The organism is Pseudomonas sp. DSP3-2-3 (genome assembly GCF_049898225.1).
GTDB lineage: Bacteria > Pseudomonadota > Gammaproteobacteria > Pseudomonadales > Pseudomonadaceae > Aquipseudomonas.
In genome coordinates, this window is the sequence record NZ_JAFCXH010000022.1 from 44,551 (window position 1) to 64,628 (window position 20,078).

The window sequence follows — 20,078 nt, forward strand, 5'->3', positions numbered from 1 at the left end:
AATACGTCGGATGTACTTGCCCCTTCGCGAGCAAGCTCGCTCCCACAAGTTTTGCGGTTTTTTACCCGGACGGCTCACCGAAACCCGCGTCGTTCCTTGATCAAGGTGTAAGCGCTGTGCAATTCACGGGTGCGGTCGGTGGCGTCGCGGACCTGGATCTGGCTCGCGCCGGAACCGGCGATCTTGTCCGGATGGTTGCGACTGAGCAGACGCCGATAGGCGCGTTTGATCTGCGCAGGCTCGGAATCCGCCTGCACACCCAGTAACGTCAGTGCGTGCTGATAGTCGTTGACCTTGCTGGCCAGCGGCTTTCTCTGGGTGTCATGTTCAGCGGCCAAGGCCTCGACTTTCGACGCAGGCCAACCCAGCCATTTACCCCACAACACAATCAGCTCGCGCTCGTTGCGTGTCGCCCTGCCGTTGGCCCAGGCCATGCGCCAACAGGCGCGCAGCAAACCTTCGGCGGCATGGGGTTGAACTCTGAAGCGCCGCAGATAACCGCGCAGATGATCGCGACCATCCTTGCCCCGGTTGAACGCCGCAATAGCGCGGCGCTGCGCCGGTTCACTCATGTCCAGCCGACGCATTTCCACTCGTGCCTGCTGGATATGCTGCTCGACGACACGGCCGTCGCGTTTTGCCAACCGCCCCAGCAACAGGAACAGCAGCTCATCGTCGCGGGGCACGCGACGACCACCCAGCCGAGCGCGCAGTTCGGCCCAGCTTTGCAGGGCCAGACGTCGATCCAGAGCCTGGCCCAGCAAAGCACCGAGCATGGCCCCCGGAATACTGGCGATGAGATACCCCGCGCCCGCTCCCAGTAACGTGCCCGGCCACAACATCAGCCAGCCACCGCAAGCAGTCGCTCGACTTCAGCCAGCCGCTCGTGGGTGCCGACATCGACCCAGCGTCCGCTGAAATGCTCGCCAGTCACTTGCCCTTGAGCCATGGCCTGACGCAACAACGGCGCCAGCTTGAACGCCCCCGCCTCGCAACCGGTAAACAGACGCGGATGCAGGATGGCGATGCCGCTGTAGGTCAGCCGCGAGCTTGCCGAGTCGTCATCACGAACCTGCCCGTCCACCAGGGCGAAATCTCCGTTGGGGTTGTGGGCAGGGTTATCGATCAGCACCAGATGCGCGAGCCCGGCGATGGGCACGCGCAAACCGGCGAAATCGTAATCGGTCCAGATATCGCCATTGACCACCACAAAAGGCTCATCGCCCAGTAACGGCAGTGCACGGAAGATGCCGCCGCCGGTTTCCAGCGGCTCACCTTCCGGGGAATAGCGAAGGTTCAGGTTCAGGTTCAGGCGCTGGCCGTCACCCAAATAATCCTCGATCTGCTGGCCCAGCCACGCGTGGTTGATCACCACATCATGAAACCCGGCGTGGTGCAGGGCGCGCAGATGGTATTCGATCAGAGGCACGCCGCCAGCGCGTACCAGGGGTTTTGGCGTGTGCAGGGTCAACGGGCGCATCCGTTCGCCTTTTCCCGCAGCGAGAATCATCGCTTTCATGCAAGCCTCTTCAACACTAGCAATACCCTCTTGTTGTAATGGCCTTTGCAGTAACGACCATCATACAGCGTGTGTCACCGGCTGCTTCAGGCTAGTCAGCAGTTGACCCAGCTCGGCCAGCTCGGGACGTCTGGACAACACCGCTTCTATATAAGCAAAGAATCGCGGTACGTCGGCCAGGTAGCGCGGCTTCCCATCACGATGGCAGATGCGCGCGAAAATCCCGATCACCTTCAAATGCCGCTGCACGCCCATCAAATCGCTGGCACGCACGAACGCGGCAAAATCGTCCTGCACCGGGACGCCCAAAGCCTGCGCCTTGTCCCAGTAGAGCTTCAGCCAGCCCTGAACGCGATCTTCAGGCCAGCTCAGAAACGCATCCTTGAACAAGCTCGTCACGTCGTAAGTCACCGGGCCGTACACCGCATCCTGGAAATCCAGCACGCCGGGATTGGGCTCGCTGAGCATCAGGTTGCGCGGCATATAGTCGCGATGGACCAGCACTTTGGGCTGTTCAAGCGCGCTGTTGATCAACAGCTCGCTGACCCGCTGCCACATGGCCTGCTGCTGCGGATCAAGCTCGATGCCCAGCTCCCGAGCGACATACCACTGCGGGAACAGCTCCAGCTCGCGGCGCAGCAATGCCACGTCATAACGGGGCAACGGCGCATCCATTGGCAACTGTTGAAAAGCCAGCAATGCATCGAGCGCTTCGGCAAACAAAGCGTCGGCGTTGTCCGCGTCCAACACGTCGAGCCAGGTTTTCTGCCCCAGATCGTTGAGCAGCAAAAAGCCCTGCGTCAGGTCTTCGGCATAAATTTTCGGAACATTAATCCCTGATTTATTTAATAAATGTGCGATATCCACGAAGGGTTTGCAGTTTTCCTGGGGTGGCGGCGCATCCATCACAATAAAAGTTCGTTCGCCCCCCTGCCAACGGAAGTAACGGCGAAAACTTGCGTCACTGCTGGCCGCAGTCAACGTGGCCGGGGGAATCGCGCCCCAGCCTTGCGCTGCGAACAGCGCGGGAAGTTGCTCATCGAGCCAAGTTTCGAGGTGTTGCAGGCGTACATCTTGATCTGGCATTGCAAGGGTCTCCGACGGCGCTAGCCGTCAAGCGGGTCATGCTTTATTATCCGACATCTTTTTCAGCCCATCGAGAGGCGTGCGGCCCCCCCGCGGGCAGATGGCGCGCAGGAAGCCCGGATTAATAAGATGGCATTGAAATCCCCCGCGTTTCGTAAAAAATTTCCGTTGCTCGTAACCGGCAGTTTGCTGGCGATGCAACCTCTTGCCACTCAGTTCGCGGTCGCAGCGGAACAGTATGACTGTTCAGTGTCTGCTTCGGGCGCCTGGGATTGCGCGCCGAAAACCAACGCCCTCGAATTGCCTCCGCGCCCCGTGCATAGCACGACGTCGGTCAGTTCCAACGGCACGGTCACTTCGGACAGTGGCTCCACCAGTGAACCTGCTGTCGCTACCACTAAACTGGTAACCGAAGCCAAGGGCAAAGGCCTGAAGTCGCGTAGTGCAGACTACAGCCACCTCGATTGGGTTCCTCGCGAAAAACTGACTCCTGCGCAATTGGCCGAAACCGGTCCTTATTGCTCGGGCGCCTATGTCGAGCCGATCCGGCCCGGCATGGACGACAAGACCAAGATGAGCGACGCGCCGATGTTCATCGGCGCCAAGGCTTCTCGCTACCAGCAGGAAGAGCAGATCGCCACGCTCGCCGGTGACGTTGTATTGCGTCAGGGCAGCATGCAGGTCCAGGCTCAGGAAGCGAGTCTTCATCAGACTGAAAACCGTGGCGAGCTGAACGGCGATGTCCGTTTGCGCGACAACGGGGCCTTGATCGTAGGCGACCACGCGGAACTGCAACTCGACACGGGCGAAGCCCAGGTCGACAACGCGGAATACGTGCTGCACAAATCGAATATTCGCGGTAATGCCCTGTACGCCAAGCGTGCCGAGAACGCGATCATTCGTTTGAAGGATGGTACGTACACCACGTGCGAACCGGGCAGCAACGCGTGGACACTCAAAGGCAACAACATCACGCTGAACCCGGCTACCGGTTTCGGCACCGCGACCAACGTCACCCTTCGGGTCAAGGACATACCGGTACTCTACACGCCGTATATCTACTTCCCGATCGATGACCGTCGCCAGTCAGGCTTCCTGCCGCCGACCATCGGCACCGGCAGTGATACCGGCCTCATGCTGGTTACGCCTTACTACTTCAACCTGGCACCGAACTACGATGCCACGCTCTATCCTCGTTACATGGCCAAACGCGGCCTGTTGATGGAAGGCGAATTCCGTTACCTGACCAAAAGCAGCGAAGGTCAGTTCGGCGGCGCTTACCTGAACGATGATGAAGACGAACGTCGTCGTCAGACCGACTACGAAAAAACCCGCTGGATGATCAACTGGCAGCACAAAGGTGGCCTGGACTCGCGCTGGTTGACTCAGGTCGACTACACCGACGTCAGTGATCCTTACTACTTCCAGGATTTGCAGAGCGATCAGATCGGCGTCGATAGCCGCGACTACATCAACCAGCAAGGTTCCTTGACCTACCGTGGCGACACTTACACGGCAGCCGTCAACGCCCAGGCCTACAAGCTGGCAACCGTCGCCAACATCACTCCGTACAACCGCCTGCCGCAGATCACCTTCAACGGTGCGCTGCCTTATAATCCCGGCGGCCTGCACTTCGATTACCAGACCGAACTGGTTCGCTTTGATCGCGATCTGGAAACCGGCAACTACGTTGACCAGGATGGCGTTGCAAGCCCTCGTCTGGATACCAACGTTGTCGGTCTGGCGCGCGCCAACGGCGACCGTCTGAACCTGGCTCCATCGGTAAGCTTGCCGATGAACTGGACCTACGGCTTCCTGACGCCGAAGTTGAAATACGTCTACACCCAGTACCAACTGGATCTGGACGGTCGTGGCAAGCAAACCCTGCTCGCTGACGAAGAATTCAACAGCAGCGAAAACCGCGCCGTACCGATCTTCAGCGTCGACAGCGGCCTGTACTTCGACCGCAACACGCAATGGTTCGGCAAGAACTACCGCCAGACCCTGGAACCGCGCCTGTTCTATCTCTATGTTCCCGAGAAGGACCAGAGCGACATCCCGATCTTTGACACGGCTGAAACGACGTTCAACTATGCGTCGCTGTTCCGTGACAACCGTTTCGTCGGCTCCGACCGTATCGGCGACGAAAACAAGTTGTCCCTGGGCATTACCAACCGCTGGATCGAAGACAACGGTTTCGAACGTCAACGCTTGAGCGTTGGCCAGGCGCTGTACTTCAAAGACCGCAAGGTTCAATTGCCTGGCATCGAGTTCAAGGACCGCGACGACGCACAAGCGAACGTCTCGCCTTATGCGCTTGAATACGAATACCGCTTCAACCGCGACTGGCGTGTCAATTCGGACTTCAACTGGGATCCGGATAGCCACAGCACTCGCTCCGGCAGCGCAATGTTCCACTACCAGCCTGAAGACAACCCGAACAAGGTCGTCAACCTCGGCTACCGCTACCGCAATGACCTGGTGCGTTACGACCAGACCACCGGCAAGTGGAGCGTGGGTGGTGGCGATTACGGCACCCCGGGCAGCGCGAACTACGTCAAGGATTACTACAAGATCCAGCAGCACGACTTCTCGGTTATCTGGCCGATCGTGCCGCAGTGGAACGCTATCAGCCGCTGGCAGTACGATTACAACCGCGACCGCACGCTGGAAGCCTTCGGTGGTTTCGAGTATGACAACTGCTGCTGGAAACTGCGTCTGATCAGCCGCTACTGGGTCGACTACGACGAGTTCAGCCAGGACGCTCCTCAGAACGAGAAAGGCGACCACGGCGTATTCCTACAAATTGTGTTGAAGGGACTTGGTGGCGTTACCGGCGCCAAAGTAGAGAGTTTCCTCGACAAAGGCATTCAAGGTTATCGTGAACGTGAAGACCAAGCTTTCTGATTGTCTGCGCCCGCTGTTGCTGGGCGCGTTACTCCTGGGGACTGCAGCGCATGCTGCTGTCCAGCCGCTGGACAGCGTGGTGGCCATTGTCGATAACGACGTGATCATGAAGAGCCAGATGGACCAGCGTGTCCGCGAGGTTCAACAGACCATCGCCAAACGCGGTTCGGGTGTTCCACCTGCAGAAGCACTGCAACCACAGGTTCTGGATCGTCTGATCCTGGAAAACCTGCAGTTGCAGATCGGCGAACGCTCCGGCATTCGAATCACCGACGAAGAGCTGAACCAGGCCATCGGCACCATTGCCCAGCGTAACAACATGAGCGTGGACCAGTTCCGCGCCGCGTTGTCCCGTGACGGACTGTCCTTCAACGATGCTCGCGAGCAGGTTCGTCGCGAAATGATCATCAGCCGGGTGCGTCAGCGCCGGGTTGCCGAGCGCATCCAGGTCTCCGATCAGGAAGTGAAGAACTTCCTCGCTTCCGGCCAGGGCAAGGCTCAGTTGTCGGAAGAGTTCCATCTGGCCAACATCCTGATCGCCACACCGGACAGCGCTTCCTCGGATCAGATCCAGACCGCTGCCCGCAAGGCTCAAGACCTCTACGGCAAGCTTAAGCAAGGCGCTGACTTCGGTCAGATGGCAATTGCCAACTCCGCCAGCGAAAGCGCACTGGAAGGTGGCGACATGGGCTGGCGTAAAGCTGCTCAACTGCCGCCACCATTTGGTGACATGCTCGGTACCATGCCGATTGGCGACGTAACGCCTCCAGCACGGACTCCAGGTGGTTTCATCATTCTCAAGTTGCTGGAAAAACGCGGCGGTGAAGGCCAGGCTCAAATGCGCGATGAAGTGCATGTGCGCCACATCCTGATCAAGCCAAGCGAGATCCGCAGCGAAGAAGAAACCAAGCGTCTGGCGCAAAAGATCTACGACCGCATTCAGAATGGCGATGACTTCGGCGAACTGGCGAAGAGTTTCTCTGAAGATCCGGGTTCGGCACTCAACGGCGGCGATCTGAACTGGGTTGATCCTGGCTCGCTGGTTCCGGAATTCCGTCAGGTGATGAACGACACGCCGCAAGGCACGTTGTCCAAGCCGTTCAAGACTGCCTATGGCTGGCACGTACTGGAAGTCCTTGGCCGCCGCGCCACTGACAGCACCAACCAGGCCCGTGATCAGCAAGCCCTGACCGTATTGCGCAACCGCAAATACGACGAAGAGCTGCAAACCTGGCTGCGTCAGATCCGCGACGAAGCCTACGTTGAAATCAAGCTCCCTGGCGCCGCCCAGGCTGCGCAGTGAAACCAAAGCGTTTCGCTCTGACACCCGGCGAGCCGGCCGGCATTGGTCCTGACCTTTGCCTGCTGCTCGCCACGCAGCCCCAGCCACACCCCCTGATTGCCATTACCAGCCGCGACCTGCTTACCGAGCGGGCCGCGCAACTGGGCGTGTCCGTCAACCTGATTTGCGTCACGCCCGATGCCTTTCCTGATCAGCCGGCCGCCGTCGGCAGCCTTTACGTCTGGGATACCCCGTTACGCGGGCCTGTCGTTGCCGGCCAGCTGAACACGGCCAACGGCCCGTTCGTCCTGGAAACTCTGACCCGCGCAGGGCAAGGCTGTATCGACGGCGATTTCGTCGGCATGATCACCGCGCCCGTTCATAAAGGCGTGATCAACGACAGCGGCATCCCGTTTTCCGGCCATACCGAGTTCCTCGCCGAACTGACGCACACCGAACAGGTGGTGATGATGCTGGCGACCGGCGACTTGCGTGTCGCACTGGTGACGACGCACCTGCCATTGCGCGATGTAGCTGACGCGATCACTGCCGAGCGACTGGAGCGGGTAACCCGCATCCTGCACGCCGATCTGGTCAACAAGTTCGGCATCGCGCGTCCACGCATCCTGGTCTGCGGGCTAAACCCGCATGCTGGCGAAGGCGGACATCTGGGCCGCGAAGAAATCGACATCATCGAACCTACTCTGGAGCGTCTGCGCAGCGAGGGCCTGGATTTACGTGGCCCGCTGCCCGCCGACACTCTGTTTACCCCAAAATATCTGGAGCACTGCGACGCCGTGCTGGCGATGTACCACGACCAGGGTCTGCCCGTACTGAAATACAAAGGTTTCGGTGCCGCAGTCAACGTGACCCTCGGCTTGCCGATCATTCGTACTTCTGTCGACCACGGCACCGCGCTGGATCTGGCGGGCAGCGGCAAAATCGACACCGGCAGCCTGCGAGTCGCCCTGGAAACCGCCTACCAGATGGCCGAGACCCATTCATGACCGAGCAATTCCAACACAAGGCGCGTAAACGCTTTGGGCAAAACTTCCTGCACGACGCTGGCGTGATCGACAAAATCCTGCGTGCCATCCGTGCCAAACCGGAAGACCGCCTGCTGGAAATCGGGCCGGGCCAGGGTGCCCTGACCGAAGGCCTGCTCAACAGCAACGCGCAACTGGATGTGGTTGAGCTGGACAAGGACCTGATCCCGATCCTGCTTCACCAGTTCGGCAACAAGCCGAACTTCAACCTGCATCAGGGCGACGCGCTGAAGTTCGACTTCACCAGCCTCAACGCACCGGCCAACAGCCTGCGCGTAGTCGGCAACCTGCCCTACAACATCTCCACGCCGCTGATTTTTCATCTGCTGCAAAACGCCAACCTGATCCGCGACATGCACTTCATGTTGCAGAAAGAAGTGGTTCAGCGTCTCGCGGCAGGCCCCGGCGGCGGCGATTATGGTCGTTTGTCGATCATGGTTCAGTACCACTGCCGTGTGGAGCATCTGTTCAACGTCGGCCCAGGCGCGTTCAATCCGCCGCCGAAAGTCGACTCCGCCATTGTGCGCCTGGTGCCCCACGAAACACTGCCGCATCCGGCCAAGGATCACCGCCTGCTCGAACGCGTCGTCCGCGAAGCTTTCAATCAGCGGCGCAAGACCTTGCGAAACACGCTCAAGTTGCTGCTCACCAGCGACGACATTGCCGCCGCCGGCGTGGACGGCAGCCTGCGTCCGGAGCAACTGGATCTTGCCGCTTTTGTGCGCCTGGCTGACAAACTCAGCGAGAAGCCAGTCGAGGCTTGATGCGCAGAGGATGTGTGGGCGATTAGTCTATCCCGCCCACATGTCCTAGACTGAGCCATCCGGCTTTCCGGTTTTATTCGCATTTGCTTTCAAGGCCTACTGCATGTCTGATTCCCGTTACCAGGTCGACGTCAGCGTCGTCACGCGTTTCCTCGCAGAACAGTCGCAACCCGATCAGAACCGTTTTGCGTTCGCCTACACCGTGACTGTGCATAACAGCGGCGAGTTGCCTGCCAAGCTGCTGTCCCGTCACTGGGTCATCACTGACGGTGATGGCCATGTCGAAGAAGTGCGCGGCGACGGCGTCGTCGGTCAGCAACCCTTGATCGACGCGGGCCAAAGCCACACTTACAGCAGTGGCACGGTAATGACCACCAAGGTCGGCAACATGCAGGGCACTTACCAGATGCTCGCCGAAGACGGCAAACGCTTCGACGCCGTCATCGCGCCGTTCCGCCTGGCTGTGCCGGGGGCTCTGCACTGATGGCGGTGTATGCCGTTGGCGACCTGCAAGGTTGCCTTGAACCGCTGCAATGCCTGCTGAACCATGTGCAATTTGATCCAGCCAGGGACCGTCTCTGGCTGGTGGGTGATCTGGTCAATCGCGGCCCGCAATCCCTTGAGACCTTGCGGTTTCTGTACAGCATCCGCGAGTCCCTGATCTGCGTGCTGGGCAATCACGACCTGCACTTGCTGGCGGTCTCACGCAAGATCGAGCGCCTGAAGAAGGGCGACACCCTGCGCGAGATTCTCGACGCGCCGGATCGCGATGTCCTGCTGGCGTGGCTGCGCCAGCAAAAGATGATGCATTACGATGCCGAGCGTAACGTCGCGATGGTGCATGCGGGCATCCCGCCGCAATGGACGCTGAAGAAAGCGCTCAAGCACGCCGCCGAAGTCGAAACCGCCCTGCATGACGATCTGCTCTACGAGCCGTTCCTCGACGGCATGTACGGCAACGAGCCCAACAAATGGGACAGCGAGCTGCAGGGCGTGACGCGCTTGCGCGTGATCACCAACTACTTCACTCGTATGCGCTTCTGCACCAGCGAAGGCAAGCTCGATCTCAAAGGCAAGGAAGGCGCAGAAACCGCCCTGCCCGGCTATGCCCCATGGTTCAGCCACAAAGAACGCAAGACCCGCGACGTGAAGATCATCTTCGGTCATTGGGCCGCGTTGGAAGGCCGCTGTAACGAGCCGGGCGTCTTTGCTCTGGACACCGGTTGCGTCTGGGGTTCAGCCCTGACGCTGCTCAATGTCGACACGCTACAAAGGCATCATTGCGATTGCGACGCCCAGGGCAATGCAGAATCCGGTTCCGCCAGGACCATTACCCAAAGTCCTGTCCTCCCGGCCGGGCGCTAGAATCAATACACCCACAAACAGGAGCCAGACATGACCGAGTTCAAACGCATTCCTCCCGAACAGGCTCAAGCCTTGCGCGAACAAGGCGCTGTGCTTGTGGATGTACGCGACCCGCAGACATTCGCCAGCAACCACATCCCCAATTCACTGCACCTGGATAACCACTCCATCTCGGATTTCATCCGCGAAGCCGATCTGGACAAACCCCTGGTGGTCGTCTGCTATCACGGTAATTCCAGCCAGAGCGCTGCGGCCTACCTCGTGAGCCAGGGTTTCTCGGACGTGTACAGCCTGGACGGTGGATTCGAGCTATGGAGCAGCACCTTCCCGAGCGAAACGGCCCAGGGCTGAGCGAAATATTTTTTATTACAGCTGATCCCGCGCCCCGCGCGGGCTGGCGGGCCAACTGACGAACGGTTGGCCTGACTTATTGCTCATCCCTTCTTTATCTTTCCGATTCCGAACTATCCTTAGCCTCAGGCCATCCGAAATCAGGGGAGAGCCGGTACACCGGCGCGTGGGTCATCGGTAGCTACTTTTATGGTGTTCTGGGGGGTAAACGGCAACTGGATTCACAGCTGCTGCCAGCATCGACTGACGATCCGCCGCCGGCTCTACGTATCGAGCGAGGTGACGTCATGAGTATTTTTAGCCACTTCCAACAACGCTTTGAATCGACACGCCAGGAGGAGCTCTCCTTACAGGAGTATCTAGAGCTCTGTAAGCAGGATCGCAGCGCATACGCGTCTGCGGCAGAACGTCTCTTGCTGGCCATTGGCGAACCGGAGCTGGTCGACACGTCGGTCAATTCCCGGTTATCGAGAATCTTCTCGAACAAGGTGATCCGTCGCTATCCGGCCTTTGCGGACTTCCACGGAATGGAAGAATGCATTGATCAGATCGTGTCGTATTTCCGCCATGCCGCTCAGGGCCTGGAAGAGAAGAAACAAATCCTGTATCTGCTCGGCCCCGTAGGTGGCGGCAAGTCATCGCTGGCTGAAAAACTCAAACAACTGATCGAAAAAGTGCCGTTTTACGCCATCAAGGGCTCTCCGGTTTTCGAGTCGCCGCTGGGGCTGTTCAACGCCACTGAGGACGGAGCGATTCTCGAGGAAGACTTCGGTATTCCCCGACGCTACCTGAGCACCATCATGTCGCCCTGGGCGACCAAGCGTCTGGCTGAGTTCGGGGGCGACATCAGCCAGTTCAAAGTCGTAAAACTCTATCCATCCATCCTCAATCAAATCGCCGTCGCCAAAACCGAACCCGGTGACGAGAACAACCAGGACATTTCCGCGCTGGTCGGCAAGGTCGATATTCGCAAGCTGGAAGAATTCCCGCAAAACGATGCCGACGCCTACAGCTACTCAGGCGCACTCTGCCGGGCCAACCAAGGCCTGATGGAATTCGTCGAAATGTTCAAGGCACCAATCAAGGTGCTGCACCCACTGCTCACTGCCACCCAGGAAGGTAACTACAACAGTACCGAAGGCCTGGGCGCGATTCCGTTCACTGGCATCTTGCTGGCCCACTCCAACGAATCGGAATGGCACAGCTTCCGCAACAACAAGAACAACGAAGCCTTCATCGACCGGATTTATATCGTCAAGGTGCCGTATTGCCTGCGCGTCAGCGACGAGATCAAAATCTACGACAAGCTGCTGTTCAACAGCTCGCTGGCCAAAGCGCATTGCGCACCCGACACCCTGAAGATGCTTGCGCAGTTCACCACGCTGTCGCGTCTCAAGGAGCCGGAAAACTCCAACATCTATTCCAAGATGCGCGTGTACGACGGCGAGAACCTCAAGGACACCGATCCAAAGGCCAAGTCGATCCAGGAATACCGCGACAATGCGGGTGTCGATGAGGGCATGAACGGTCTTTCCACGCGCTTCGCGTTCAAGATCCTCTCCAAGGTGTTCAACTTCGATCCGCACGAAATCGCCGCCAACCCGGTGCATTTGCTGTACGTACTTGAACAGCAGATCGAGCAGGAGCAGTTCCAGGCCGAAACCCGCGAGCGCTATCTGCGCTTCATCAAGGAATACCTGGCGCCGCGCTACATCGAGTTCATCGGCAAGGAAATCCAGACCGCATATCTGGAGTCCTACAGCGAGTACGGTCAGAACATCTTCGACCGCTACGTGCTTTACGCAGACTTCTGGATTCAGGATCAGGAATACCGCGATCCGGAAACCGGAGAAATCCTTAACCGCGTGGCATTGAACGAAGAACTGGAAAAAATCGAGAAACCGGCCGGGATCAGCAATCCGAAGGACTTCCGCAACGAGATCGTCAACTTCGTATTGCGTGCCCGAGCCAACAACAATGGCAAAAATCCAACCTGGCTCAGCTACGAGAAGCTGCGTGTCGTGATCGAGAAGAAAATGTTCTCCAACACCGAGGACTTGCTACCGGTTATCAGCTTCAATGCCAAAGCCAGCAAAGAGGATCAACAGAAACACAACGACTTCGTTACCAGAATGGTCGAGCGGGGCTACACCGACAAACAGGTACGGCTTCTTTCCGAATGGTACCTACGGGTCCGGAAGTCGCAGTGAAGCAGCAATAACGCAGCGACAAGTTGCAAGCTTCAAGCGGCAAGCAAAGCATGCCGGTGCGATTGATCTTGCACCGACATGCCTGAGCTGGCCTCTTGAGGCGAGTAATTTGCGGTCAAAACTTGCAGCTTGCGGCTTAGCGCTTGCAGCTCCCCGAAGGGGCACACTATGAGCTATGTGATCGACCGACGTCTCAATGGCAAGAACAAGAGCACGGTGAACCGCCAGCGGTTTTTGCGGCGTTACCGTGACCACATCAAGAAAGCAGTTGAAGAGGCCGTGAGCCGGCGTTCCATCACCGACATGGAGCACGGCGAGCAAATCAGCATTCCGGGTCGCGATATTGACGAGCCGGTGCTTCACCATGGCCGTGGTGGCAAGCAGACGGTGGTCCATCCCGGCAACAAAGAATTCACCACCGGCGAACACATCGCCCGCCCCCAAGGCGGTGGCGGCGGCAAAGGCCCGGGCAAGGCGAGTAACTCCGGCGAAGGCATGGACGAATTCGTGTTCCAGATCACTCAGGAAGAGTTTCTGGAATTCATGTTCGAAGACCTCGAACTGCCCAATCTGGTCAAACGCAACCTCACCGGTACCGACACCTATAAGACAGTCCGCGCCGGTATCAGCAATGAGGGCAATCCCTCGCGTATCAACATCATCCGTACCCTGCGCTCGGCTCACGCCCGACGCATTGCCTTGTCCGGCAGCAGTCGCGGCAAGCTCAAGGAGGCAATCAGCGAACTTGAGCGCATGAAGCGCGAAGAACCAGACAACTTCGGCGACATTCAGGAACTGGAAGTCGAAATCGAACGGCTGCGGGCGCGGATCAAACGGGTGCCTTATCTGGACACCTTCGACCTCAAATACAACCTGCTGGTCAAACAGCCTAACCCCAGCTCCAAGGCCGTGATGTTCTGCCTGATGGACGTTTCCGGCTCCATGACCCAGGCGACCAAGGACATCGCCAAGCGCTTCTTCATCCTGCTGTATCTGTTTCTGAAACGGAATTACGACAAGATCGAAGTAGTGTTCATCCGCCACCACACCAGCGCCCGGGAAGTCGACGAAGAAGAGTTTTTCTATTCACGGGAAACTGGCGGCACCATCGTTTCCAGTGCATTGAAATTGATGCAGGAGATCATGGCTGAGCGCTATCCAACCAACGAATGGAATATCTACGCCGCCCAGGCTTCGGACGGCGATAACTGGAACGACGATTCGCCGATTTGCCGCGAAATCCTGATCAAGCAGATCATGCCGTTTGTGCAGTACTACACTTACGTGGAAATTACCCCACGGGAACATCAGGCCTTGTGGTTCGAATACGAGCGCATCGGCGAAGCCTTTGCCGATACGTTTGCCCAGCAGCAGCTGGTCTCTGCCGGTGATATTTATCCGGTATTCCGTGAACTCTTCCAGCGCAGGTTAGTGACATGACCGCTAGAGAGCAGAAGCGCCAACCCCTATCCACGGGCTCAGAGTGGACATTCGAACTTATCCAGGCCTATGACCGCGAGATCAGCCGTATTGCGGACCGCTATGCCCTGGATACGTACCCCAACCAGATTGAAGTCATCACGGCCGAACAGATGATGGACGCGTATGCCTCGGTGGGGATGCCGCTGGGCTATCACCACTGGTCCTACGGCAAGCACTTCCTGAGCACGGAAAAATCCTACTCACGCGGCCAGATGGGTCTGGCCTATGAAATCGTCATCAACTCCGATCCGTGCATCGCTTATCTGATGGAAGAAAACACCATCTGCATGCAAGCCCTGGTCGTGGCTCACGCCTGCTATGGCCACAACAGCTTCTTCAAAGGCAATTACCTGTTCCGCACCTGGACCGATGCCAGTTCGATCATCGATTACCTGGTGTTTGCCAAGCAGTACATCATGCAATGCGAAGAGCGCCACGGCATCGACGCAGTCGAGGATCTGCTCGATTCCTGCCATGCCCTGATGAATTATGGTGTCGACCGCTACAAGCGCCCTTATCCGATTTCGGCCGAAGAAGAACGTCGTCGCCAGAAGGATCGCGAAGAACACCTGCAGAAACAAATCAATGATCTATGGCGCACCATTCCGAAAAGTGCGGACAAATACAGCAAGGAAGACAACGCGCGCTTCCCTGCCGAGCCGCAGGAAAACATCCTGTACTTCATCGAAAAACACGCGCCATTGCTGGAGCCCTGGCAGCGTGAAGTCGTGCGGATCGTGCGCAAGATCGCGCAGTATTTCTATCCGCAGCGCCAGACCCAGGTGATGAACGAAGGCTGGGCAACGTTCTGGCATTACACCCTGATGAATGATCTGTATGACGAAGGCCTGGTGACTGACGGCTTCATGATGGAGTTTCTGACGTCCCACACCAGCGTTGTCTACCAACCCGGCTTCGACAGCCCGTACTACAGCGGGATCAACCCTTACACCCTCGGCTTTGCGATGTATCGGGATATCCGGCGGATCTGCGAAGAACCTACCGAAGAGGATCGCCACTGGTTCCCCGACATTGCCGGCACCGATTGGCTGACAGCGATCAAGTTCGCCATGAGCAGCTTCAAGGATGAGAGCTTCATCCTGCAATACCTGTCGCCCAAGGTCATCCGCGATCTGAAGCTGTTCAGCATCATGGATGACGACCAGAAAGACGATCTGCTGGTGCCTGCGATTCATGACGAACCCGGCTACCGGATTATTCGGGAAACCCTGGCAGCCCAGTACAACCTGGGCAATCGCGAACCCAACGTACAGATCTACAGCATTGATCGCCGTGGCGACCGGTCACTGACATTGCGCCACCAGCAACACGACCGTAAGCCATTGGGCGAGTCGACCGACGAGGTACTCAAACATCTGCATCGGCTGTGGGGTTTCGATATCCATCTGGAAACCCTGCAAGGCGATCAGGTCATGAAAACGCATCACGTGCCACCCCGAGGTGAGCACGACAGTGAATATCCCCGGCTTGATTTGGCGGTAGTTCACCTCTAGGAGCCAGATCAGCCAGCGTGTGTTTCTGAACGCTGGCTGATATTGATTCGGTTTTACCTCCACGAGGGCGACGCAAGGTTTATCCTGTCGCGCTTACGGAGGTTTTTTATGCAGATTTATAAAGTTGGCGGCGCCGTTCGCGATCGCCTGCTGGGGAAACCCGTTACCGATGTCGATTGGGTCGTGGTTGGCGCGACCACCGAAGAAATGCTGATCAAGGGTTATCGCCCGGTCGGTACCGACTTCCCGGTGTTTCTGCACCCGCTGACCGGCGAGGAATATGCTCTGGCCCGCACCGAACGCAAAAGCGGGCGCGGCTATGGCGGCTTTGTTTTTCATGCCAGCCCGGAAGTTACCCTCGAAGAAGATTTGATCCGCCGCGACCTTACGATCAACGCCATTGCCGAAGATAAAGACGGCAAGCTGACCGATCCTTATGGCGGCCAACACGACCTCGAAGGGCGCATTTTACGCCACGTATCCCCGGCGTTCGCCGAAGATCCCCTGCGCGTATTGCGCGTCGCACGCTTCGCCGCACGCTATGCCCCCGACGGTTTCAGCATCGCTCCAGAGACCCTGGAATTGATGCGCCAACTGAGCGCATCAGGCGAACTTGAAGCGCTGACACCCGAACGCAGCTGGAAAGAAATCTCCCGCGCGCTCATGGAAAGCCAGCCTCAAGTGTTCATCGAAGTGTTGCGTGAATGCGGCGCGCTGAAAGAACTGCTGCCGGAAATCGATGCGCTGTTCGGCGTTCCGCAGCCCGAGGCGCACCATCCGGAAATTGACACCGGCGTGCATGTCCTCAGCGTTCTGCAACAAGCCGCCAAACACCAACAACCGCTGAGCGTACGCTGGGCGTGCCTGCTGCATGACGTCGGCAAAGGCCTGACGCCGGAGGCTGAGTGGCCCCGCCATATCGCCCATGAACACACCGGCCTGCGCCTGATCAAGGCCATGAATACGCGCTTTCGGGTGCCGAGGGAATGCCAGGAACTGGCTTTGCTGGTCGGGCAATATCACACCCATGGCCACCGCGCCCTTGAACTGAAACCCTCGACCTTGCTGGACCTGCTGCACAGCTTCGACGTCTATCGCCGCCCACAGCGCTTCGAAGATTTCATCGTTGCTTGCGAAATGGATGCGCGAGGGCGTCACGGTTTCGAAGAGCGCAGCTACCCACAAGCCGATTACCTGCGCGGCGCGGCCCAGGCAGCCCGTGCTGTTTCGGTGCAGCCATTACTGGAGAAAGGCTTGAAGGGCCAGGAACTGGGCGAAGCGCTCAAGGTTGAGCGGCTGGACGCGCTGAAGGTCTACAAGGCGGATTACAACAGCTGAAAGAGTTCCGAATTTGTGGGAGCAAGCTTGCTTGCGAAGGCGATATTTCAGACTCTGAAATTTGCCGTGCAGGCCGACCTCTTCGCGAGCAAGCTCGCTCCCACAAAGATCAATCCGTTGGCCGCGAGCCAGCCCGCAACAACCCTTCCGGCGTCAACTCCGCGCCGCGCCATTCAAACGCCACCGGCCACAATTGCTGCTCGATCTGCGCATCTGCCCACAGCTTCTCGAATGAGATGCCTACACCAGGATGCGAACGATCCGCGGCAATTAGCGACAAAGGCCACAACACGAAAGCATTCTTGAGAATCTCGGCCCGAGGCAGGATCAAACCGTCGAAATTACCGACCTGATCGCCATACAGCAACACGTCGATATCCAGTGGCAAACCCTTGCGTTCCGGCGCGTAGCGGCCATTGTCAGCTTCAATGAATTTCAGGCGGCGGTCCAGTTCCATCAAGGGCAGATCGGTCAGGCCGGTCACCACCAGATTGAAAAACGGACCGCTTTTGATACCCACCGGCAGGCTCTCGAAAACCGGCGAACAGGTAATTTCGCTGACGAATCCATCCAGCGCTTCCAGCCCCGCAACCAGGTGCTTTTCGCGCTCGATGTTACTGCCGAGACCTAGGTAAATCCGGGTTAGCGACATCCGCGCTCGATCTCCACGCCCACACCGGAAGCTGCCGCAACGGCGCCGGGCTTGGTCAGCTTGAGGTGCAACCAAGGGATATTGAATTCGTTCATCAGCACTTCGGCCAGACGCTCGGCAAAGGTTTCGACCAACTGGAACTGTGCCTGCTCGGCGAAGGCCTGAATGCGCGTCGAGACGCTGGCGTAGTCGAGCGCCTTGCTCAGATCATCGCCGGCAGCAGCGGGCCGATTGTCCCAGCCGAAGCTCAGGTCCAGACGCAGACACTGGCGTATGCCGCGCTCCCAGTCATAGGCGCCGATCACTGTGTCAACTTCCAGACCTTCGATGAAAACTCTGTCCAAGCACTTACTCTCCACTGCACGACAAGGGCGCGATGCGCCGTTAGAATCAGGGCTTCCTCGCCCGGAATGGTTAGCATGTTTTGGTTACTGGCGATCTTCGCCTACCTGCTTGGCTCACTGTCCTTCGCCATATTGCTCAGCCGCCTCACTGGCAGCCCGGACCCGCGTGCCAGTGGTTCCGGTAACGCCGGCGCCACTAACATGTTGCGCCTGGCCGGCAAGAAGCTTGCGATCCTCACCTTGACCGGCGATCTGTGCAAAGGCCTGATTCCGGTACTCATTGCCGGTTTCTGCGGCATGAATCCCCGGGATCAAGCCTGGATCGGGCTCTGTGCCGTGCTCGGCCACCTCTTCCCGCTGTACTTCCGCTTTCGCGGCGGCAAAGGCGTCGCCACGGCCGCTGGCATGCTGCTGGCCTTGTATGCCCCGGCAGCCGCCCTGGCAATCAGCGCCTGGGCGCTGGTGTTCTACATGACCCGCACCAGCTCGCTGGCTGCGTTGATCGCGACGCCGTTGACCCTGCCACTGCTGGCCTGGAAAGAACCCCTGGCGCTGCTGCCCGTGAGCGTGCTGACGCTACTGATCGTCTGGCGCCACCGAGGCAATCTACGCGACCTGTTCGCAGGGCGCGAACGGCATTTTTGAATGCGCCCGGTGAATCCCGCTCAGGTTGGCGAAGCCTGACCTACAACCCGGACAACTGCTCCATTGGCCAGCGCGCTTGCACCGTGATACTCAAATCTTCTTTCTGCCCGGCCTGTAAACGCTGGCAACCGGCAAAGGCGATCATCGCGCCATTGTCGGTACAGAATTCAGGACGCGCATAAAACACATTGCCGTGCAGATCACCGAGCATTTTTTCCAGTGACGTGCGCAGCGCCTTGTTCGCGCTGACGCCGCCAGCGATCACCAGGCGCTTCATCCCGGCCTGTTTGAGGGCTCGTTTGCACTTGATCGTCAAAGTCTCCACCACCGCTGTCTGGAAGGCCAGCGAGATGTCGCAACGGGTTTGCTCGTTGTCGTCCCCAGCGCTTTGACACTGCTGCCAGGTGTTCAGGGCAGAGGTTTTCAAGCCGCTGAAGCTGAAATCCAGACCCGGCCGATCAGTCATGGGCCTGGGGAAGACGAAACGTCCTGCCACACCCTTGGTTGCCAATGCCGCGATTTCCGGACCACCGGGATATTGCATGCCCATCATCTTCGCGGTCTTGTCGAATGCCTCGCCTGCGGCGTCGTCCAGAGTGTCGCCGAGCAGTTGATACAGACCGATGCCATCGACGCGAACCAGCTGCGTATGACCACCGGAGACCAACAAAGCGACGAACGGGAACTCGGGCGGATGTTCTTCGAGCATCGGGGCCAGCAAATGGCCTTCCATGTGATGCACGCCCAGCGCTGGAATGTCCCAGGCGAACGCCAGCGCCTGAGCACAGGACGCGCCGACCAGCAAAGCACCCACAAGCCCCGGCCCTGCTGTGTATGCGATGGCATCTATATCTTCGGCGACCGTATCGGCGTCGGCCAGGACCTGACGGATCAGGGGCAGCATGCGCTTGACGTGATCACGCGAAGCCAGCTCTGGCACCACGCCACCGTAGGCGCGGTGCAGATCGATCTGACTGAATAATGCATCGGAAAGCAGGCCGCGCTCACTGTCGTAGAGCGCGACGCCGGTTTCGTCGCAAGAAGTTTCTAATCCCAGTACTAGCATGGGTTTGCGCCTTGTAGAGGCTGAATTCGAAGGCGCGCATAATAGTCGCCACCCAAGGCCCCGACCAGCGGTTTTCGATCAGAGGCTTTGCATTCCTCTCAATGAGGGGTTAACATCCGCAACCCTTAAAAACCGACGTACTTATGTGCAGTTTTTGCACGAGGCGTTGACCCCGGTAATAAATGAAGGTAGCTCTGGATGCCAGCCGTCAAAGTTAAAGAGAACGAACCCTTCGACGTAGCTCTGCGTCGTTTCAAGCGCTCCTGCGAAAAAGCCGGTGTTCTGGCTGAAGTTCGTAGCCGCGAATTTTACGAGAAGCCGACTTCTGAGCGTAAGCGTAAAGCAGCAGCCGCTGTTAAGCGTCACGCCAAGAAAGTTCAGCGCGAACAGCGCCGCGCCGTTCGCCTGTATTAATTTACAGACGTCCGTCGCAAGCTTCTGCAAAGCCCGGCCTCAAAGCCGGGCTAGCGGCAGTTAAAGCGCAGCATAACGCTACATTGACTGAGG

19 protein-coding genes are annotated in these 20,078 nt (G+C 58.3%); 13 read left to right on the forward strand and 6 right to left on the reverse strand.

The window, feature by feature from the left end:
• Nucleotides 1–74 precede the first annotated feature (74 nt).
• From ACP7E4_RS22125 to ACP7E4_RS22135, 3 genes are read right to left on the reverse strand one after another with little or no spacing between them, the layout of a single operon-like run.
• Nucleotides 75–842, reverse strand: coding sequence for a DnaJ domain-containing protein (locus tag ACP7E4_RS22125; protein ID WP_426117705.1), 768 nt, complete (start codon nucleotides 840–842; stop codon nucleotides 75–77).
• Nucleotides 842–1,519: an N-acetylmuramate alpha-1-phosphate uridylyltransferase MurU gene (murU, locus tag ACP7E4_RS22130; protein WP_426117706.1), complete on the reverse strand. Its 678-nt coding sequence runs from the start codon at nucleotides 1,517–1,519 to the stop codon at nucleotides 842–844. The genes ACP7E4_RS22125 and murU overlap by 1 nt, the downstream gene beginning before the upstream one ends.
• Nucleotides 1,520–1,579: 60 nt before the next feature.
• Nucleotides 1,580–2,605, reverse strand: coding sequence for an aminoglycoside phosphotransferase family protein (locus ACP7E4_RS22135; protein WP_426117707.1), 1,026 nt, complete (start codon nucleotides 2,603–2,605; stop codon nucleotides 1,580–1,582).
• 129 nt (nucleotides 2,606–2,734) lie between these two features.
• On the opposite strand from ACP7E4_RS22135, the gene ACP7E4_RS22140 reads away from it, so the two are divergent.
• The 11 genes from ACP7E4_RS22140 (at nucleotide 2,735) to ACP7E4_RS22190 (ending at nucleotide 16,864) form a co-directional block, all read left to right on the forward strand.
• Nucleotides 2,735–5,512: an LPS-assembly protein LptD gene (locus ACP7E4_RS22140; protein WP_426117708.1), complete on the forward strand. Its 2,778-nt coding sequence runs from the start codon at nucleotides 2,735–2,737 to the stop codon at nucleotides 5,510–5,512.
• Nucleotides 5,493–6,815 (forward strand): peptidylprolyl isomerase, encoded by a 1,323-nt coding sequence (locus ACP7E4_RS22145; protein WP_426117709.1) that lies wholly within the window; start codon nucleotides 5,493–5,495, stop codon nucleotides 6,813–6,815. The genes ACP7E4_RS22140 and ACP7E4_RS22145 overlap by 20 nt, the downstream gene beginning before the upstream one ends.
• A complete protein-coding gene (gene pdxA / locus ACP7E4_RS22150) occupies nucleotides 6,812–7,801 on the forward strand; it encodes a 4-hydroxythreonine-4-phosphate dehydrogenase PdxA (RefSeq protein WP_426117710.1) in 990 nt (329 codons plus the stop codon). Before ACP7E4_RS22145 ends, pdxA begins: the two co-directional genes overlap by 4 nt.
• Complete coding sequence (gene rsmA / locus ACP7E4_RS22155; protein ID WP_426117711.1) at nucleotides 7,798–8,604, forward strand: 16S rRNA (adenine(1518)-N(6)/adenine(1519)-N(6))-dimethyltransferase RsmA; 807 nt, start codon at nucleotides 7,798–7,800, stop codon at nucleotides 8,602–8,604. The genes pdxA and rsmA overlap by 4 nt, the downstream gene beginning before the upstream one ends.
• Nucleotides 8,605–8,707: 103 nt before the next feature.
• Nucleotides 8,708–9,088 (forward strand): Co2+/Mg2+ efflux protein ApaG, encoded by a 381-nt coding sequence (gene apaG / locus ACP7E4_RS22160; RefSeq protein ID WP_020290915.1) that lies wholly within the window; start codon nucleotides 8,708–8,710, stop codon nucleotides 9,086–9,088.
• Nucleotides 9,088–9,969, forward strand: coding sequence for a symmetrical bis(5'-nucleosyl)-tetraphosphatase (locus ACP7E4_RS22165; protein WP_426117712.1), 882 nt, complete (start codon nucleotides 9,088–9,090; stop codon nucleotides 9,967–9,969). Before apaG ends, ACP7E4_RS22165 begins: the two co-directional genes overlap by 1 nt.
• Nucleotides 9,970–9,999: 30 nt before the next feature.
• On the forward strand, nucleotides 10,000–10,320 hold the full coding sequence (glpE, locus tag ACP7E4_RS22170) for a thiosulfate sulfurtransferase GlpE (RefSeq protein WP_426117713.1): 321 nt from the start codon (nucleotides 10,000–10,002) through the stop codon (nucleotides 10,318–10,320).
• Nucleotides 10,321–10,607: 287 nt separating this feature from the next.
• Nucleotides 10,608–12,530, forward strand: coding sequence for a PrkA family serine protein kinase (locus tag ACP7E4_RS22175; RefSeq protein WP_020290912.1), 1,923 nt, complete (start codon nucleotides 10,608–10,610; stop codon nucleotides 12,528–12,530).
• A 168-nt stretch (nucleotides 12,531–12,698) separates the two neighbouring features.
• Entirely contained in the window at nucleotides 12,699–13,970 is a 1,272-nt protein-coding gene (locus tag ACP7E4_RS22180; protein ID WP_331151926.1) for a YeaH/YhbH family protein, read from the forward strand.
• Nucleotides 13,967–15,526, forward strand: a complete 1,560-nt coding sequence (locus ACP7E4_RS22185) for a SpoVR family protein (protein ID WP_426117714.1) — start codon at nucleotides 13,967–13,969, stop codon at nucleotides 15,524–15,526. Before ACP7E4_RS22180 ends, ACP7E4_RS22185 begins: the two co-directional genes overlap by 4 nt.
• A 108-nt stretch (nucleotides 15,527–15,634) precedes the next feature.
• The gene (locus ACP7E4_RS22190; protein WP_426117715.1) at nucleotides 15,635–16,864 is read left to right on the forward strand and encodes a multifunctional CCA addition/repair protein; all 1,230 of its coding nucleotides are present in this window, start codon (nucleotides 15,635–15,637) and stop codon (nucleotides 16,862–16,864) included.
• A 109-nt stretch (nucleotides 16,865–16,973) separates the two neighbouring features.
• On the opposite strand, the gene folK is transcribed toward ACP7E4_RS22190, so the two are convergent.
• Together folK and folB are read right to left on the reverse strand one after the other, a co-directional pair.
• Complete coding sequence (gene folK / locus ACP7E4_RS22195) at nucleotides 16,974–17,516, reverse strand: 2-amino-4-hydroxy-6-hydroxymethyldihydropteridine diphosphokinase (RefSeq protein ID WP_426117716.1); 543 nt, start codon at nucleotides 17,514–17,516, stop codon at nucleotides 16,974–16,976.
• Nucleotides 17,507–17,860 (reverse strand): dihydroneopterin aldolase, encoded by a 354-nt coding sequence (gene folB, locus ACP7E4_RS22200; RefSeq protein WP_426117717.1) that lies wholly within the window; start codon nucleotides 17,858–17,860, stop codon nucleotides 17,507–17,509. Before folB ends, folK begins: the two co-directional genes overlap by 10 nt.
• 75 nt (nucleotides 17,861–17,935) lie before the next feature.
• Here folB and plsY point away from each other — a divergent pair, with 75 nt between their 5' ends.
• Nucleotides 17,936–18,505, forward strand: a complete 570-nt coding sequence (plsY, locus tag ACP7E4_RS22205) for a glycerol-3-phosphate 1-O-acyltransferase PlsY (protein ID WP_426117718.1) — start codon at nucleotides 17,936–17,938, stop codon at nucleotides 18,503–18,505.
• A gap of 40 nt (nucleotides 18,506–18,545) precedes the next feature.
• On the opposite strand, the gene tsaD is transcribed toward plsY, so the two are convergent.
• A complete protein-coding gene (gene tsaD / locus ACP7E4_RS22210; protein WP_426117719.1) occupies nucleotides 18,546–19,571 on the reverse strand; it encodes a tRNA (adenosine(37)-N6)-threonylcarbamoyltransferase complex transferase subunit TsaD in 1,026 nt (341 codons plus the stop codon).
• 198 nt (nucleotides 19,572–19,769) lie between these two features.
• On the opposite strand from tsaD, the gene rpsU reads away from it, so the two are divergent.
• The gene (gene rpsU, locus ACP7E4_RS22215; protein WP_002551877.1) at nucleotides 19,770–19,985 is read left to right on the forward strand and encodes a 30S ribosomal protein S21; all 216 of its coding nucleotides are present in this window, start codon (nucleotides 19,770–19,772) and stop codon (nucleotides 19,983–19,985) included.
• Nucleotides 19,986–20,078: the final 93 nt, after the last annotated feature.